Origin of the sequence: Aquisediminimonas profunda, from assembly GCF_019443285.1 — a bacterium.
Taxonomy (GTDB): domain Bacteria; phylum Pseudomonadota; class Alphaproteobacteria; order Sphingomonadales; family Sphingomonadaceae; genus Aquisediminimonas; species Aquisediminimonas profunda.
On the sequence record NZ_CP080327.1, the window covers coordinates 1,027,933 to 1,043,551 of the forward strand.

Genomic DNA, 15,619 nt, shown 5'->3' on the forward strand with positions numbered 1-15,619 from the left:
GGCCTAAGGCTCTGATGCACATAGACCATGATCCCCAGGCGCCTGCTGGCTCCACGATCACCTTTGACGCGTTTCTTGCGGTGGACATCCGCATTGGACGCATCGTCAAGGCCGAGCCTTTTCCGGAGGCCAGGAAGCCCGCATTCAAGCTGGAAATTGATTTTGGAGACGTGATTGGCATTCGAAAATCGAGCGCCCAGATCACCGAAAATTATGCGGTGGCTGATCTGCCGGGCAGGCTTGTCGCCGCGGTCGTCAACTTCCCGCCGCGCCAGATCGGAAAGATGATGTCCGAAGTCCTGACGCTTGGTTTTCCGGATGCGCAGGGACATGTAGTGCTGTTTTCGCCAGATCGCGACGTCCCGCTCGGCAGCCGCCTGTTCTGACGGCACTTGGGGCCAGCGGGGCCATCTCCCGCAATGGGTGAACGATGGTTTTCCGGATCGTTCTAGATCAGGCTCTTTTCCATCCGCAGCAATGGCACGCGCACGCCATCGATTGGCGCCGATTCGATCTTTTCCTTGGGGGCATAGCCGAAAGACCGATACAATGGCTCTCCCGCAAGCGTGGCCATCATTTCAGCCCGTTTGAATCCAGCGGCGCGCGCTGCATCTTCGCACAATCCAAGCACCATTCGTCCGATTCCTCTGCGGGCGAAATCCGGATCGGTATACATCGCGCGGACCTTGGCCGCATCCGTCTCGGGATCAAGAGGAACAGGTTCGCGCGCAACGATGCTGTCATCACCTCCATAAAGTGTTGCCCGCCAGCTCCACCCTCCGGACCCGACAATGCGACCCTCGGTTTCGACGAGAAAATAGGTCTGGTCCTTTACCAGCTGGGTATCGAGACCCATGACCCGATGGCTGGCACGGACTTGCTCCGGTGAAAGGAAGCCATGCTGCAATTGCTCGATTGCACGCGCCATCAGAGCCCGCAGAGCCGGCAAATCCTCCATTTGAGCGAGCCGATGTGCAAGGTCAGCCATGCCAGCCCTCTCAATAGCCTGCAACGTTGCCTGTCGGCAGCCGCGGGTCGATCGCTCCATAGAGCAGATCTCGCCCATAGGGAGCCTGGCCGACAGCCGGGCCACCCACCAAAATGACAGCGATCTGGTTTCCATAGCCCATCAGTTCGAGCTTGTGCCCCCGCGCCGTCAAAGACTCCATCGTATCCGCGCTGAGCGCATGGGCCTCATAGTATATGACATCGGGCAACCATTGGGCATGGATGCGCGGGGCATTGACCGCCTCCGTTACGGTCATGCCATGGTCCAGAATGTTGATCATGACCTGCAAGACGCCCGTCGGGATGCGGCTGCCGCCCGGCGTCCCCACAACCATCACGAGTTTGCCGTCTCGGGAGACGATCGTCGGACTCATTGACGAAAGCGGCCGCTTGCCTGGCGCAATGGCGTTATTCACACCTTCCACCAATCCATACATATTGGGCGCGCCGGGCTTGGAAGAGAAATCATCCATTTCGTCGTTGAGAAGAATGCCTGTCCCTGCCGGCGTCACCCGGGCACCGAACCAGTCATTCAGCGTATAGGTCAGCGAAACCGCATTTCCATGGGCATCGACGATCGAGAAGTGCGTGGTGTTTTTACCTTCATGGCCCGACCCCGGCAGACCCAGCGAAAGCGATGACGTAGCCTTGTCCGCTGCAATCCCTGCGCGCAATGTCGCAGCATAGTCGGCCGAAACAAGACGGTCGACGTCCACCTTAACAAAGTCGGGGTCGCCCAAATTGACGTTGCGGTCATGGTATGCGCGGCGCAGGGCTTCGGTCATGTAATGCACGCCTTGGGCGGAATGAAATCCAAGCGCGCCAAGCGGATAGCCGGACAGAATGTTCAGCGTTTCACAGATGACGACCCCGCCCGAACTTGGCAGCGGAGCGGAAACAATGTGATAGCCGCGATAGTCACATTCGACGGGCTTGCGCTCCACTGCCCGATAGGCCGCAAAGTCGGCGAGGGTCATGATTCCCCCATGCGCCCGGCTCGCCGCAATGATCCGTTGTGCAATCTCTCCCCTATAAAAGGCGGGGGCACCCTTGGTCGAAATCGCCTGCAGCATCCGGGCCAGGTCCGCTTGCACGAACGTGTCGCCCTTTTGCCAAGGTCGCCCGTTTTTCATGAATATCCGCGCGCTCGGCCCGTCCTTGGCGAAATCTGCAGCACCTTCGTTCAGGAATTGCGCGTCACCGTGATCGAGAACGAATCCGTCGCGGGCGAGCCTGATGGCCGCGGCCATCAAGGCAGCGCGCGGACGGCTGCCATATCTGGTTCGCGCCAGTTCCAGCCCCGCAACCGTCCCCGGAATGGCTACGGCACGATAACCGCGCGTCGAAAGGCCGGGAATGACGTTGCCATTGGCATCCTGATACATGCTTGCGGTCGCAGCCTGTGGAGCGGTTTCGCGAAAGTCGATGAAGGTCTGGCGCCCATCATGCAGGCGAATGGTCATGAAACCGCCGCCTCCGATATTGCCCGCCTCGGGGAAGGTCACGGCCAGCGCATAGGCAACGGCAATCGCCGCATCGACAGCATTTCCGCCCTTGCGAAGCACCTCGACCCCGGCGTCGCTGGCGAGGCGGTGCGCGGAGACGACCATGCCATGTTCCGCGCTGACGGGAGCAGGGGCCGCTGCCCGTGCGGTCTGCATGCCCAGCGACAAAACCAAAAACGCTACCAGCGCCAACTTCATTGTCTTCATCGATGAGGTCCCCCCCGGTGATCGGAAATGTCACAACCGAAAAAAAAGGGGCAGGCAAGCCGAAACTTGCCCGCCCCCGATTTCAGACACTCAAAAGGTCAGTATTTGACGCGTACGCGTGCATACCAGAACCCGCCGTTCATCCCGAACGGCCCGCCGTTACGCGGATAGACCTGGCCGTCAGCGCTGCCGCCCACAACCGGGAACAGGCCGATCGAATTGTTGTTCAGCTTGTCCGGGAAGGTATTGAACAGGTTGTTCGCCCCCACCGAGATCGCCATTTCCTTCGACAGATTATAGGTAATGTCCAGATCGGTGACTGCCTTGGCACCGAAGTGCTGCAGCGGTCCACCGTTGGCACCGCCAACCCCGGTGCCATTGCCATAGTCCGTCGCGTTGACCCACGAACCATAATAGCTTTCGCGTGCGGTCAGGCTGAAGGGCCCGGTCGAGTAGGTCGCGCTGAAGTGTGCGACATCGTGCGGCGCCAGATTCTTGATATTGGCAATCTGATCAGCGTTGATCACGTTGGCGTTCGCACTGGTGACCTTGTTGTTGTTGTGGTTGTAGGCCAGCGACAGGTTCAGTTTGCCGCCGAATGCATCAGTATTGTATGATGCCACCACATCGACCCCGCGCGTCCGCGTGGAGAGACCGTTGGTGAAATAGCTGACGTTGCCGCCCGGTGTGCCGCCAAAGATCGTGTTCAATGCCGGGCTCGCGAGGAGATCCGCCGCCGTAACCGTAAAGGACTGGGTGACGAAGATCTTGTCCTTCACCTTGATGTTGTAGAAGTCGACTGTGAAGGTCAGCCCGCGCGTCGGTTCTGCGGTGAACCCGACGCCGAAGTTGGTCGATTTTTCCGGCGTCAGCGGTTTTGCGCCGTAGAACAAGGACGCGGCGCTATCGACCGGGAACGTACCGGTCTGGATCGAATTACCCTGGATGAAGTTGGTCGTGAGCGTCGAGTTGTGCTGCTGGCCGGGCGACGGGGCGTGGAAGCCCGTGCCCACTGTGGCGCGGATTGCATAGCCCGGGGCGAATTCGAACCGGGTGTTGATCTTGCCGACCTTGGCCGAACCGAACGTGTTGTAGTGCTCGTAGCGCCCAGCAACGCCGACGGTCCAGTTATCAAGGATGTCGGTTTCCGCGCCGGCGTAGAACGCGACGTTATTCTGGCTCCATGACCCGGCCTGACTGGGGCTGACCCCGCCATAACCCGAAGCGCCGCCCTGGGCGTAGCCCTGGAAGTCCGAAGCGGTCAGCTGATAGGTTTCCTTGCGGTATTCGAAGCCCGCGGACAGGGTAATCGGCTTGGCGAAGCCGACTTCGACCGGATAGGTCAGGTCGAGGTTGGCATTGGTTTCCTTCTGCGCCTGCCGGCCGAAATCGAAGCTCGTCTGGGTGGCCGTGTTGTAAGGCGCAGCCGAGGCCGGGTTGTTCGGGCTGAACGCGGTGTTGAGCGAGTTGTACATGCTCAGATCAAGCGTGTTGCGGCTGCTCGAGACCGAGACGTCATAGGTCAAATCGCCCATCGAGCCCCTGATCCCGGCCACGCCCCACAGCTGGTTGATGACCCCGACGAAGATCGGAGTGAAACCAGCGGGATATAGGTTGCGAAAATAGGGATCGCTCGTTGCGCCGCAGCCCAGAGGGTCAACACCGGACGCCTGATAGTTGAGGAATGACCGCGGGCACAGCAAGATATAATTGTTCGCCGCAATCGTCGCGGCAGTTTGCCCGGCCGGATTGATCAGTGTCGTGCCGGTCGAATCGAGGATTGCCGCGGTTGACGCACGATAGTTGAAGCTTTCGCTGGCCTTGCTGTGCGAGGCATTGCCGAGAACGTAGAATTTGGCGTTGTCCGAAAGTTCCAGTTCGCTGTTAACGAGGATCTTCCAGCCGCGATTGGGCGAATTGCCAAAGATTTGCGCTGGCAGCGGGTAGAACGGCAGCTGCGCAGCGTTCGACGGGTTCTGGGTGGCATAGGCCAGCGCCGTCGGCCGGGTCACGCCGCGGCTGGTCTGGCCGTCGTCGAAATATTCACCCGAAACGTTGATGAACGCCCGTTCGCCCAAGCCGAACCCGGCATTAGCGGCAACCTGATAGCTCTTGCCGTCGCCATTGCGATAATACTGACCGTAACGCCCCTGGACTTCGAGCCCTTTGTCGCTGCGAATACCATAGTTCATGACGCCAGCGATCGCGTCGGAACCATACTGGGCGGTCGCGCCATCGCGCAGCACCTGCAGGTTGTTGATCGCGATCGTAGGGATCGAGCCGATGTCCGCGCCCTGCGAACCATAGCCGAGACCGGTGTCGCCGCCCGAGTAGACCTGGACCAGCGCGGAGCGATTAAGACGCTTGCCGCCGATCATCACCAGAACGTTGTCGGCCGGCAGGCCACGCAGCGAAGGCGAATGCACGAAGGTTGAGGCGTCCGAAATCGTGTTCTGCGGCACATAAAGCGACGGCACGATGTTCTTGACCACATCAAGCAAGTTCGAGGCCGCCTGGGTCGAAAGATCCTGGGTCCCGATTACGTCAACCGGTGAAGCTGAATTGGTCGATGACCGGTCGGTCCGACGGGTCCCGATGACCACAATTTCCTTGCCGCTGTCTTCGTCGCCACTGCTTGCCCCCGTCTCCTGGGCCAATGCCGGGGTGGCGGTAAACATGGCCATGCTTGCGGCCGTGCCGAGCAACGCCAATTTTGATAAACGATTGTTCTTGTCGAAGCGCATAAAATCCCCTTTTGACTGCAATTGATTGCAACCTTTTATCCCTGACACGCCGGAGCGGCGCTCGCGCTGGACGGACTTCCGATGTATTTGATATGTCCCCCAACGCAGCATCTTTTAGCTGGCAAGATCCCTCAGGTCGCTCTCAAATTGCCGGGTTAGTGCATTTCTTTTGCCGACTGTTGCAAAATTGTCGAAATATCAGCGGTCCGCCTCGGCTGCGATTTTCTTTCCGAGCAAGTGGCGAAAGCGCAGCGGACCCGCATCCGAAGCAATCGAAAGGAAGCTGTCCCCGCAAGCGTCCATTCCTTTTTGAACGGCGTTCAGGACTTGGAGATCCTCGGAAAAGGCAGAGAGCACAGATTGCGACATTTCTTCCGAAAGTACAGCGTCATCGGGCCGGACATTGCGCAATTGAAACCAGTAATAGCGGCTGCTCCTCTCCGTTTCAGGTGTGATGAAGTTATAGGAGTCCATGACGAAGCTGTTGGAGGGATCTGCCGTTCTTGTGTGGCCACCTTCGCCCGAAGGTACGAATATGGCCTTGATGATCGCGTTGGCCGGGTAGCGGACTTCATAGTGCTGAAGGCGATCGGCATTTCCTGCAAATGGCACGAGGTCAGCATAGAAAGGCGCGACAGGCGCGTCCTTTATCCATCGGGAAACAGTCACACCAAGCGCATCGACGCTGATCTGTGGGGGCTGTGCCTTGCATGAATCGTCGCCAAAACTGGTTGGGTGAACCCAGGCGACATGCGAGGGATCAAGGAGGTTATCGGTGATGTAAAGATAATTGCACTCATATGTCATCGCGGGGCCGCGATTATACCCCCAAGCCGGATCGCCCCAGTTTTCGATCTCAATGATGTGAATTCTATCTGCGGCCGCGACATCGCCCATCCAGATCCAGACCAGGCCATAACGCACTTCAACCGGATAGCTTCGGAGGTGCGCACCATCCGGAATTCCAGACTGGCAAGGCACGTTGACGCATTGGCCATCGGGAGCAAATGCAAGCCCGTGGTAACCGCAGGATAGAAAATCGCCGTCAACGCGCCCCATTGCGAGCGGCATCCTTCGGTGCGGACATAAGCCCTCTAAGGCAGCCACCGTGCCGTCGATGCGGCGATACAGGACAACCAGCTGACCGATGATCCTCCGTTCGACAGGCGACGCGCCGATCTCGTCATCCCATGCTGCAACGTACCAGGCATTTTTCAGCATCCCAACGTCCTCCATCCATGAATCTTTTGGAGCCAGCGCGGTCGGTCAGCAGATCCATCGCCCATTAGGTTGAGTCCCCTTTGCCTTGGCGATGCGCTTGATACAAGCTGACAGTGTTGCTCGGGTCGAACTCGTACAAGCACACGTTGCGCCTTCCTGCGATGATGTATGTCCGCTTGGTGACAGCGCAAAAAGAGGACCGGCACATCGCTGCACCGGTCCAGTGAGGTTCGCAGGAGGAACCTGGGGAGGACGTTTCCGTCTGGCGGAAGGTCCAAACTCTATTGGGGGCGGGCTTGAGAGGAGAGAGGGGATGGCCCGCCCCCAAACCCGTCAGTAGTTGTAGGCACGTTCTCCATGCTCAGCGAGGTCGAGACCTTCGCGCTCAATATCCGCGGTCGGACGAAGACCGATCGTATACTTGAGTGCAAGGAACAGGGCTGCTGAAACGCCGCCTGACCAGACCAGTGTGATGAGAACAGCCTTCAGCTGGGTGATGAACTGACCGGCCATGTCATAGGTGCCGGCAACCGCTGGCGTGACGGTGTAGTCAAACCAGCCTTGCCCGCCGAGCGCCGGATCGGCAACAATGGCCGTTCCGAGGGCGCCGACGATTCCGCCGATGCAGTGAACACCGAACACGTCCAGGGAGTCATCATATTTGAATTTGCTCTTCACCGTTGTGACAAAGAAGAAGCAGACGATCGAGACGACAAACCCCAGAACGATCGAGGTCATCGGGGCAGCGAAGCCCGAGGCCGGTGTGATTGCGACAAGGCCGGCAACGGCCCCCGTCGCAGCACCGAGCAAGGACGGGCGCTTGTGGACAATCTGTTCGATCAGGGCCCAGGCCACGGCCGCAGCAGCAGTCGCGACATAGGTGTTGATGAACGCGACAGTGGTGACGCCATTGGCTTCAAGGTTGGAACCGGCGTTGAAGCCGAACCAGCCCACCCACAGCAGGGAAGCGCCAATCATCGTCATGGTCAGCGAATGCGGGGGCATTGGATCCTTGTTGTAGCCAATCCGCTTTCCGATCACGAGGCAGCCGACCAAGCCTGCAATGCCCGCGTTGATGTGAACCACGGTTCCGCCGGCAAAGTCGAGTGCGCCGAGGCCGTAAAGATAGCCGAAGTCGCCCGGCTGGTTCGGCAGGAAGTCTGGTCCGGCCCAATACCAAACCATGTGCGCGATCGGGAAATAGACGATCGTCAACCAGGCCACCACAAAGATGATGAGCGGCGTGAACTTGACGCGTTCGGCAAAGGCCCCGACGATCAGGGCCGGCGTGATGCAGGCAAAGGTCATCTGGAACACGACATAGGCGTATTCGGGGATGTAGACGCCGTTCGAGAAGGTCGCGGCGAGGGTGGTCGCGTCAACGCCCTTGAGGAACGCCTTGCCAAATCCGCCAACAAAAGGAGCCAATCCGCCTGAACCGGGAGTAAAGGCCATCGAATAGCCCCAGCAGACCCAGACGAGGCTGGCGACGCAGACGATCATCAAGACCTGCATCAGCACCGAAAGCATATTCTTGGTGCGCACAAGGCCGCCATAAAAGAGCGCGAGGCCGGGAACGGACATCATCAGAACGAGGGCTGATGAGATCAGCATCCAGGTCGTGTCGCCCTTGTTGACCATAGCGGCCGTCGGCGTGAAGGCGGCCGCGGCAGCAGGTGCAGCCTGCGCCACAGCGGCGGTAGCGTTGGACGCTGCATCGGCAGCATTGCTCGCTGCCTCCTGCGCCCAGGCGGGCAAGGCAGCAAAAGCGGTTGCGAGACCGCCGGCCAGCCCAAACAATGTTTTTCTGGAAATCATGCTTCCCCCTGTTTTTCTAGAGTGCAACGCTGTCGGTCTCGCCCGTGCGGATGCGCACAGCCTGACCAAGGTCGAGGACGAAGATCTTGCCGTCGCCAATGGCGCCGGTGTTTGCGCTCTGCTGGATTGCCTCGACGACGCGCTCTGCGATGTCTGAGGCGCAGGCGACCTCGATCTTTATTTTTGGCACCATATTGGTGCTGTATTCCGCGCCGCGATAGATTTCGGTCTGGCCCTTTTGCCGACCGAAGCCCTTCACTTCGGAGACGGTCATGCCTGAAACGCCGAGTTCGCTCAGAGCGTCCCGGACGTCATCGAGCTTGAACGGCTTGATGATGGCAATGATGAATTTCAAAGCTAACCCCCTTTTCTTGGTGTCCAGAGGGCGCTGTGCAATTGCCGTGCCAGTTTGCTGCACCGCAAAAAAGCTTAAGAAAGTGCAAAGATTGCGCAATTTTCGCAATGATGCGCGCTCGAATCTCGGGCAGTTGTTCCGATTTGCCTAATAATTAGGCAGCAGAATCGGCGAACAGGCTATTCGCAGGCTTGCAGCGGTCATGCGGAGTCGGCAAGGGTCTTGCATCAAAACTGATTCATCGGCCTAGCAAGAGGATCCTGCCATGTCTGAAGCCTATATCATTGACGCTGTTCGCACGCCGCGCGGCATCGGAAAGCCCGGCAAAGGCGCGCTTTCGCATCTGCATCCACAACACCTTGCAGCGACGGTCCTGAAAGCGCTGAAAGACCGCAACAACCTGAACACGGCCGAAGTGGATGACATCATCTGGTCGACCAGCACGCAAAAGGGCAAGCAGGGCGGCGACCTTGGCCGCATGGCGGCACTCGATGCCGGGTATGACATCAAGGCGTCGGGCATGACGCTCGACCGCTTCTGTGGCGGCGGTATCACGTCGGTCAATCTCGCGGCCGCTCAGGTGATGTCGGGCATGGAAGATCTGGTCATCGCCGGCGGGACCGAGATGATGTCCTATACCGCCACGATTGCCGCAGAGGAGCGCGAGGCGGGCCTCCGGCCGATGGGCATGGGATCGGGCAATCGCCATTTGCAGAAGATTCATCCGCAATCGCATCAGGGCGTGTGCGGTGACGCCATTGCCGCCATGGAAGGCATCAGCCGGGAAGCCGTGGACGCCCTTGGTCTTGAAAGCCAGAGACGTGCAGACATTGCAATCAAGGAAGGCCGCTTCGCGAAGAGCCTGATCACTGTCTACAATGAAGACGGGACGGTTGCCCTTGACCATGAAGAATTCCCGCGTCCGCAGACGACCGCAGAAGGCCTGGCGTCGCTGAAGGCGTCGTTCAATGAAATTGCGGACATGTCGATCCAGCCGGACGGGCAGACTTTCCGCCAAGCCATCAACGCCAAATATCCCGATCTCAAGTGGGAAGGCGTGCACCATGCCGGCAATTCATCCGGCGTGGTCGATGGTGCTGCTGCCATTCTCCTTGCGTCAAAGGACTATGCCGACAAGCATGGCCTGAAGCCTCGCGCACGGATCGTGGCGACCGCCAATATCGGCGACTGCCCGACGCTGATGCTCAATGCGCCCGTGCCTGCAGCCAGAAAGGTGCTGGCAAAGGCCGGATTGACCCCCGATGACATCGACCTTTGGGAAATCAACGAAGCCTTTGCGGTCGTCGCTGAAAAATTCATTCGTGATCTCAAGCTCGACCGGGACAAGGTCAATGTGAATGGCGGGGCATGCGCGCTTGGCCATCCGATCGGGGCGACGGGCTCGATCCTGATTGGAACGCTGCTCGATGAACTCGAACGCCGCGATCTCAAACGCGGCCTCGTGACCATGTGCGCTGCGGGCGGCATGGCTCCGGCAATCATCATCGAACGCGTCTGAGCCCGCCCATGTCGGGCGCCGGTCCAGAACGCACAGCGGCCATTGCCGGGCGCGTCGAACGCTTCGTGCGTGACGTAGTCGTGCCTTACGAACGTGACCCGCGACGGGATCACCATGGCGCACCGACCGACGCGCTGGTTGCCGAGCTCAAGGAAAAGGCACGCGCCGCCGGGGTGCTGACGCCGCACATCTTGCCAGACGGGACGCACCTGACGCAGCGTGAAACGGCGGTTGTCCTGATCAAGTCGGGACTTTCCCCACTAGGACCACTGGCCTGCAACACAATGGCACCCGACGAGGGCAACATGTACCTGCTGGGAAAGGTCGGGAGCCCGGAGATCAAGGACCGGTTCCTGAAGCCTCTTGTCGAGGGTCGCGCGCGGTCAGCATTTTTCATGACCGAACCCTGGCAGGAGGGCGGAGCGGGCTCTGATCCGTCAATGATGCAGACGACATGCCGTCTCGATGGCAATCACTGGGTGATCAGCGGTCGCAAGGCCTTCATCACCGGCTGCGAAGGCGCTAGCGTCGGCATCGTCATGGCCAAGGCCGAACAGGGCGCCTGCATGTTTCTGGTGGACCTGCCCGACCCGGCAATCCGGATAGACCATATTCCCAATACCATCGACAGCTCCATGCCCGGTGGGCATGCGACGGTTACGATCGACAAGTTGAGAGTGCCAGCAAGCCAGATGCTCGGCAACGCGGGAGAAGGCTTCACTTATGCCCAGGTCCGCCTGAGCCCGGCCAGACTATCGCACTGCATGCGCTGGCTGGGCAGCTGTATCCGGGCGCATGAGATCGCCAGCGACTATGCCAATCGTCGATCGGCCTTCGGCAAGACCCTGATCGAGCATCAGGGAGTTGGCTTCATGCTGGCTGAAAACATGATCGACCTGAAGCAAGCCGAACTCATGATCGATTGGTGTGCAACTGTGCTGGACTCCGGCTCGCTTGGCACTGTGGAAAGTTCGATGGCGAAGGTTTCGGTCTCCGAGGCGTTGATGCGCATTGCGGACCGATGCGTGCAGGTGATGGGCGGAACAGGGGTCACCGATGCGACAATCGTGGAGCAGGTCTTCCGCGAAGTCCGTGCTTTCCGCATCTATGATGGTCCGACCGAAGTGCACAAGTTTTCGCTGGCCAAGAAGATTCGGCGAGACTGGAGAGCTGCGAACGGAGTGTGAAGATGCTGTCACACTGTTGGGCTAAAGACGACACATTACGTTTTTCGAGCACCCTTGTTGCGAGTGGCGGCAAGTGACGCTGCCGTGGTCCCAGCGCATTGCCGGCATTGAATTGGGCGGGACCAAAGCCATTGCCGCCCTCGCCCGGCAGGGCCAAATCCTTGAACAAATAGCTTTGCCGACTACATCGCCGGATGAAACCATTGGCAGCTTGCTGGACATTTTGTCACGCTGGAACGCGGAGTCCGAGCTCGTCGCTATCGGAGTTGCCACGTTCGGGCCGGTGCGGCTCGACCCCGATGCGCATGATTTTGGCAGGATTCTCGACACGCCCAAGATCGGCTGGCGCGGCACAGACATTCTCGGGCGCGTCAAATCAAGGTTTTCGTGCCCTGTCGGTCTCGATACCGATGTGAACGCGGCAGGCCTGGCCGAAGCTATGCTCGGCGCCGGTCGCAACTGCCGGACAATCATTTACGTCACGCTCGGGACCGGCGTCGGCGGAGGCATTATTGTGGATGGCTCTCCTGTGCGGGGCAAGCTTCATCCGGAAATCGGGCATCTGCGACTTCGCCGCGCTTCCGGCGACGCTTTCGCCGGAATTTGTCCCTTTCACGGCGACTGCATCGAAGGATTGATCAGCGGCCCGGCGCTTGCCAAGCGCTTTGGCTCAGAACCGGCGACAGTCCCGCCTGATCACAAGTCCTGGAATTTTGTCGTTTCTGACCTGGCAGAATTGCTGGCGACCTTGCTGCTGACGGTGTCGCCGCATCGCATTTTGATTGGTGGTGGTGTTGGAACAGGCCAACCGCATTTGCTCCCCAAAGTCGTTGATCGCACAGCGGAACTGATTTCGCCCTACCTTCCTGATCTTGATACAGATTGCCTCGCCGCGATGATTACCCTGCCCAAGCTCGGCAGTCAGGCTGGCCCAGTCGGTGCGCTGCTTCTCGCTGGCGTGACGCTTTCGGTGAAGGGGGAGCGTTGGCAGATTTGATTTTGGGTCATGGTTGATTGTGCCCGCCAAGACGTGACGTGCTTCGATGTGCAACATCAGACTTTCGTGCAGCAAAGACAATCCAGGCCATTGTTGGCCCGCAATGGCATAAGATCAGGCGCATTCAACGCTATCGCCCTTGTTGGTGCTAGTTAAGTGTCTCCGCAGGCTCCTGACCGCTAACGAGCGACCTCGATCATCACTTCATTGCGGCGCAGAAAGGGCAGCGTCCAGGGTGGATTGTAGAAGGCGTAGGTGGGTGCAGACACCGCGGAAAGCTTCCTGGCGCTGACAAATTCTGTCAGTAGATCCGTTTGGCGCTTTAGGCTCCCTTCGCCCGCCAACCCTGAAAAACGGATTACCGCAAAGCGTTTGCTGGCGATCTCCTTCAACTGAACGGCAGGGTTCTTGGGCTTGGGCAAGGTTGCCATGGTAAAGCTGGCGGGCATGATGAACCGCACCTGCCAGGAATCGCCGCCCCCCTGCTGAGTTACAGGTGCCGTCATTGCGATCTTCTCGTTGGCTTGCTGGGTGACTGGGGCAGTCATCGCCACTTTCTTTGAGGAGAGGTTATTGCCGAATATGTACTCTGCGATGATGCGGAAGCCGTCACCGATGGCCTTGTCCCGTGTTCCCGTGACATCCACCTGGGCGACGATCATCGCCGGATAGTCGCGTATCTCAATGCTTTGATCGCTTTCGACGACGGCGTATTTTGGCTGTTCAACTCTGCTCACAACCAGACCCCATAATACAGAAGCCAGGACTACAACCGCTACAAGAGCAATCCACCACATCTTCTTGGCTCTCATCTTGTGTGGCCGGCGCCAGGGAGGCTCGAGTGTTCAACATTGTTACCATGGCCAGCGGGCATGAACTATCTCCGGATGAACTATATAGCAACGATTGGCGCCAGCTTTGGTTCCGTAAACATCCGCCCCAGCGTAAACGCTGGGCATGAACCGCCTCGGTTCAAACCGGTCATTCAGCCTGACCACAATTACGGCATTCTATAAACGAGCACCTCGGCATTGGCGAATGGACAACTGGGCTCACGGGAGCGTTCGTCGTCTCCCAAACGAACGCGGCCGCCTCCCGCGTGAATTTTAACATTCGTGATATGGTCGATAGCGTGCACTCAATGCTATTCGGCATCGTGTGTTGTTCAGGCGAGAGATGATATGATTCGGGAAGTTGGAATGATCGCCGGTGCAGCGTTGCTGGCCCTTGTTACTCCTGCGAATGCCGCTGTGGCGCGCCCTTCACTCTCTGCGATGAAGCACAGCAATCCGGAGCTGGCTAAATTATTCATGGAATGGCGGGCCTTCGTGAAGCCGACGATTAACGCAGGCGTGCCTGATTATAGCAAGGCGGCAATGGCGCGCGTGGCAGCTTCACTTCCGCAATGGCAGGCACGGCTGGCGTCGATCGACCGCAGCGGATGGTCTGTGCAGGAGCTGGGCGATTACCGGATGGTCGAAGCCGAAATGAATGCGCTCGATTTTAATTTGCGCGTACTGATGCCTTGGGCACGCGATCCCAGCTTCTACCAGACGATCTTCGGGGAGGAGAGCGATGTTCCGGCCCATGAGGGGCCGTCTGCACAGCCCAATATCGACTTGTTTGCCTATGACTGGCCACTGTCAAAGGCGGATGATGCGAAGCTTGCACTGCTGCTCGGGGCGGTCCCGAAAATGCTGGCCGACGCGAAGGTGAACCTGGCCGAGGGGACGGCGCATGATTTGTGGGCCTATGGCGATCGTGCGTTCGTTGAGCAGAGCGGTGTCCTGGCTGCGCTGGAAGCAGGCACGCTGTCGATGCGAACGCTGGAGGGGCACAAGAGGGCAACCATCGCCGGCGCCAGCCCGAAGCTGATCGCGGCGATCCGGGATGCGCGAACGGCCAGTGACGACTTCGCACGCTGGGTCGCCGCAGAGGCTCCGAAACGATCCGGCCCTTCGGGCATCGGCAAGGAAAATTACAACTGGTATATGAAGCATGTGACGCTCAACCCATACGACTGGGACGAGCAAGTCTTGCTGTTGCAGCGGGAGCTGAACCGGGCGCTATCGTCGCTAAGGCTGGAGGAAACCCGCAACAGGGCCCTGCCACCGATCACCGAGATCAGCGATCCCGTCGCCTATCGCGCAATGGCCGAGGCGAAGACGGCGAAGTTCAATGACTTCATGGTCGCATCCGGACTGATGCCCGACAAGCCTTATTTCCGGGCAGCGATGATGGCGCAGACGAGCGAGTATGTGCCACCGGCTGACCGCAATTTCTTTTCGAACGGCACCGCGCTGGAACCTTTGCCGCTGCTGTCGCATGCGAGCCATTGGATTGAACTGGCGCGGATCAAGCATGAGCCGCATGCCAGCCCTATCCGTGATGTAGCACCTCTGTTCAACATCTTCGCGGATCGATCGGAGGGGTTTGCGACTGCAATCGAAGAGATCGTGATGCAGACCGGCCTTTATGACGACATTCCCCATGGGCGCGAGATTGTGTGGATCATGCTGGCGAACCGCGCGGCACGGGGGCTGGCGTCGCTGCATGTGCAGGCGAACGAGATGACGCTGGCACAGGCCGGGCAGTTCCATGCCGATTGGACGCCGCGCCGCTGGTCGGACCCCCAGAGCAATCTCGTCGGGTTCGAGCAGCTGCTCTACCTGCGCCAGCCTGGCTATGGGCCGAGCTACATCATCGGCAAGTTGCAGCTCGACGAACTGTTCGCGCGCGCATCGCACGCATCGGACAGCAGCGGGCGGCCGTTCGTCCTGGGCGAGGTTTTTGCGCGGATCATGCGATCGGGGATCGTTCCGCCAGTGCTGGTCGCGGCCGAGATGGATGAGGGCGCTGACGACAAATAAGGCGCCAGTTAGGCTCCTTCCGTGAACACAGCCGACCTTAGCGTTGCCACGTGCACTTCCCCAAAGCCGCCATCCATTCAGCTAGCTTATGTGCGTGACTGACGGCTACTTTCGGAATTCTGGTTTGGGGGCGGTAATGTCACGAATGGGGCCGAAAGCGGACGTTGGCCCCGTGGACAGGATGTGTC

Annotated in this window: 12 protein-coding genes; 5 read left to right on the forward strand and 7 right to left on the reverse strand. The window is 59.2% G+C overall.

The genetic code is table 11. From position 1 onward, the window contains the following. Window positions 1-14 precede the first annotated feature (14 nt). Entirely contained in the window at window positions 15-386 is a 372-nt protein-coding gene (locus tag K0O24_RS05295; protein WP_219894811.1) for a tRNA-binding protein, read from the forward strand. Between the two features lie 62 nt (window positions 387-448). Here the strand turns inward: K0O24_RS05295 and K0O24_RS05300 are convergent, their stop codons facing one another. The 6 genes from K0O24_RS05300 to K0O24_RS05325 all read right to left on the reverse strand — a co-directional run bounded on the left by K0O24_RS05300 (window position 449) and on the right by K0O24_RS05325 (window position 8,858). Next, complete coding sequence (locus tag K0O24_RS05300) at window positions 449-988, reverse strand: GNAT family N-acetyltransferase (protein WP_219894813.1); 540 nt, start codon at window positions 986-988, stop codon at window positions 449-451. Between the two features lie 10 nt (window positions 989-998). Further along, window positions 999-2,720, reverse strand: coding sequence for a gamma-glutamyltransferase (gene ggt, locus K0O24_RS05305; protein ID WP_219894815.1), 1,722 nt, complete (start codon window positions 2,718-2,720; stop codon window positions 999-1,001). Window positions 2,721-2,818: 98 nt separating this feature from the next. Continuing rightward, window positions 2,819-5,464: a TonB-dependent receptor plug domain-containing protein gene (locus tag K0O24_RS05310; protein WP_219894817.1), complete on the reverse strand. Its 2,646-nt coding sequence runs from the start codon at window positions 5,462-5,464 to the stop codon at window positions 2,819-2,821. 198 nt (window positions 5,465-5,662) lie between these two features. Next, entirely contained in the window at window positions 5,663-6,685 is a 1,023-nt protein-coding gene (locus K0O24_RS05315) for an aromatic ring-hydroxylating dioxygenase subunit alpha (RefSeq protein ID WP_219894819.1), read from the reverse strand. Between the two features lie 333 nt (window positions 6,686-7,018). After that, window positions 7,019-8,503: an ammonium transporter gene (locus K0O24_RS05320; protein ID WP_219894821.1), complete on the reverse strand. Its 1,485-nt coding sequence runs from the start codon at window positions 8,501-8,503 to the stop codon at window positions 7,019-7,021. A 16-nt stretch (window positions 8,504-8,519) separates the two neighbouring features. Continuing rightward, window positions 8,520-8,858, reverse strand: coding sequence for a P-II family nitrogen regulator (locus tag K0O24_RS05325; protein WP_219894823.1), 339 nt, complete (start codon window positions 8,856-8,858; stop codon window positions 8,520-8,522). A 265-nt stretch (window positions 8,859-9,123) separates the two neighbouring features. Here K0O24_RS05325 and K0O24_RS05330 point away from each other — a divergent pair, with 265 nt between their 5' ends. From K0O24_RS05330 to K0O24_RS05340, 3 genes are all read left to right on the forward strand, one after another. Continuing rightward, window positions 9,124-10,377 carry an acetyl-CoA C-acetyltransferase gene (locus tag K0O24_RS05330; RefSeq protein WP_219894825.1) on the forward strand — a complete coding sequence of 418 codons (1,254 nt, stop codon included), beginning with the start codon at window positions 9,124-9,126 and terminating at the stop codon, window positions 10,375-10,377. A gap of 8 nt (window positions 10,378-10,385) precedes the next feature. After that, on the forward strand, window positions 10,386-11,564 hold the full coding sequence (locus K0O24_RS05335; RefSeq protein WP_219894827.1) for an acyl-CoA dehydrogenase family protein: 1,179 nt from the start codon (window positions 10,386-10,388) through the stop codon (window positions 11,562-11,564). A gap of 73 nt (window positions 11,565-11,637) precedes the next feature. Continuing rightward, window positions 11,638-12,561: an ROK family protein gene (locus K0O24_RS05340; RefSeq protein ID WP_219894829.1), complete on the forward strand. Its 924-nt coding sequence runs from the start codon at window positions 11,638-11,640 to the stop codon at window positions 12,559-12,561. A 179-nt stretch (window positions 12,562-12,740) separates the two neighbouring features. On the opposite strand, the gene K0O24_RS05345 is transcribed toward K0O24_RS05340, so the two are convergent. Continuing rightward, window positions 12,741-13,298: an SOUL family heme-binding protein gene (locus K0O24_RS05345; protein WP_219894831.1), complete on the reverse strand. Its 558-nt coding sequence runs from the start codon at window positions 13,296-13,298 to the stop codon at window positions 12,741-12,743. A gap of 444 nt (window positions 13,299-13,742) precedes the next feature. Between K0O24_RS05345 and K0O24_RS05350 the strand changes: the two genes are divergently transcribed. Then, window positions 13,743-15,431 carry a DUF885 family protein gene (locus tag K0O24_RS05350; RefSeq protein WP_219894833.1) on the forward strand — a complete coding sequence of 563 codons (1,689 nt, stop codon included), beginning with the start codon at window positions 13,743-13,745 and terminating at the stop codon, window positions 15,429-15,431. Window positions 15,432-15,619: the final 188 nt, after the last annotated feature.

What these genes read in the sequence shown, in the direction of transcription:
- K0O24_RS05350 (WP_219894833.1), top strand. Translation starts at nt 13,743, where the DNA reads ATGATTCGGGAAGTTGGAATGATCGCCGGTGCAGCGTTGCTGGCCCTT.
- K0O24_RS05300 (WP_219894813.1), bottom strand. Translation starts at nt 988, where the DNA reads ATGGCTGACCTTGCACATCGGCTCGCTCAAATGGAGGATTTGCCGGCT.
- K0O24_RS05335 (WP_219894827.1), top strand. Translation starts at nt 10,386, where the DNA reads ATGTCGGGCGCCGGTCCAGAACGCACAGCGGCCATTGCCGGGCGCGTC.
- K0O24_RS05315 (WP_219894819.1), bottom strand. Translation starts at nt 6,685, where the DNA reads ATGCTGAAAAATGCCTGGTACGTTGCAGCATGGGATGACGAGATCGGC.
- K0O24_RS05310 (WP_219894817.1), bottom strand. Translation starts at nt 5,464, where the DNA reads ATGCGCTTCGACAAGAACAATCGTTTATCAAAATTGGCGTTGCTCGGC.
- K0O24_RS05295 (WP_219894811.1), top strand. Translation starts at nt 15, where the DNA reads ATGCACATAGACCATGATCCCCAGGCGCCTGCTGGCTCCACGATCACC.
- K0O24_RS05330 (WP_219894825.1), top strand. Translation starts at nt 9,124, where the DNA reads ATGTCTGAAGCCTATATCATTGACGCTGTTCGCACGCCGCGCGGCATC.
- K0O24_RS05320 (WP_219894821.1), bottom strand. Translation starts at nt 8,503, where the DNA reads ATGATTTCCAGAAAAACATTGTTTGGGCTGGCCGGCGGTCTCGCAACC.
- ggt (WP_219894815.1), bottom strand. Translation starts at nt 2,720, where the DNA reads ATGAAGACAATGAAGTTGGCGCTGGTAGCGTTTTTGGTTTTGTCGCTG.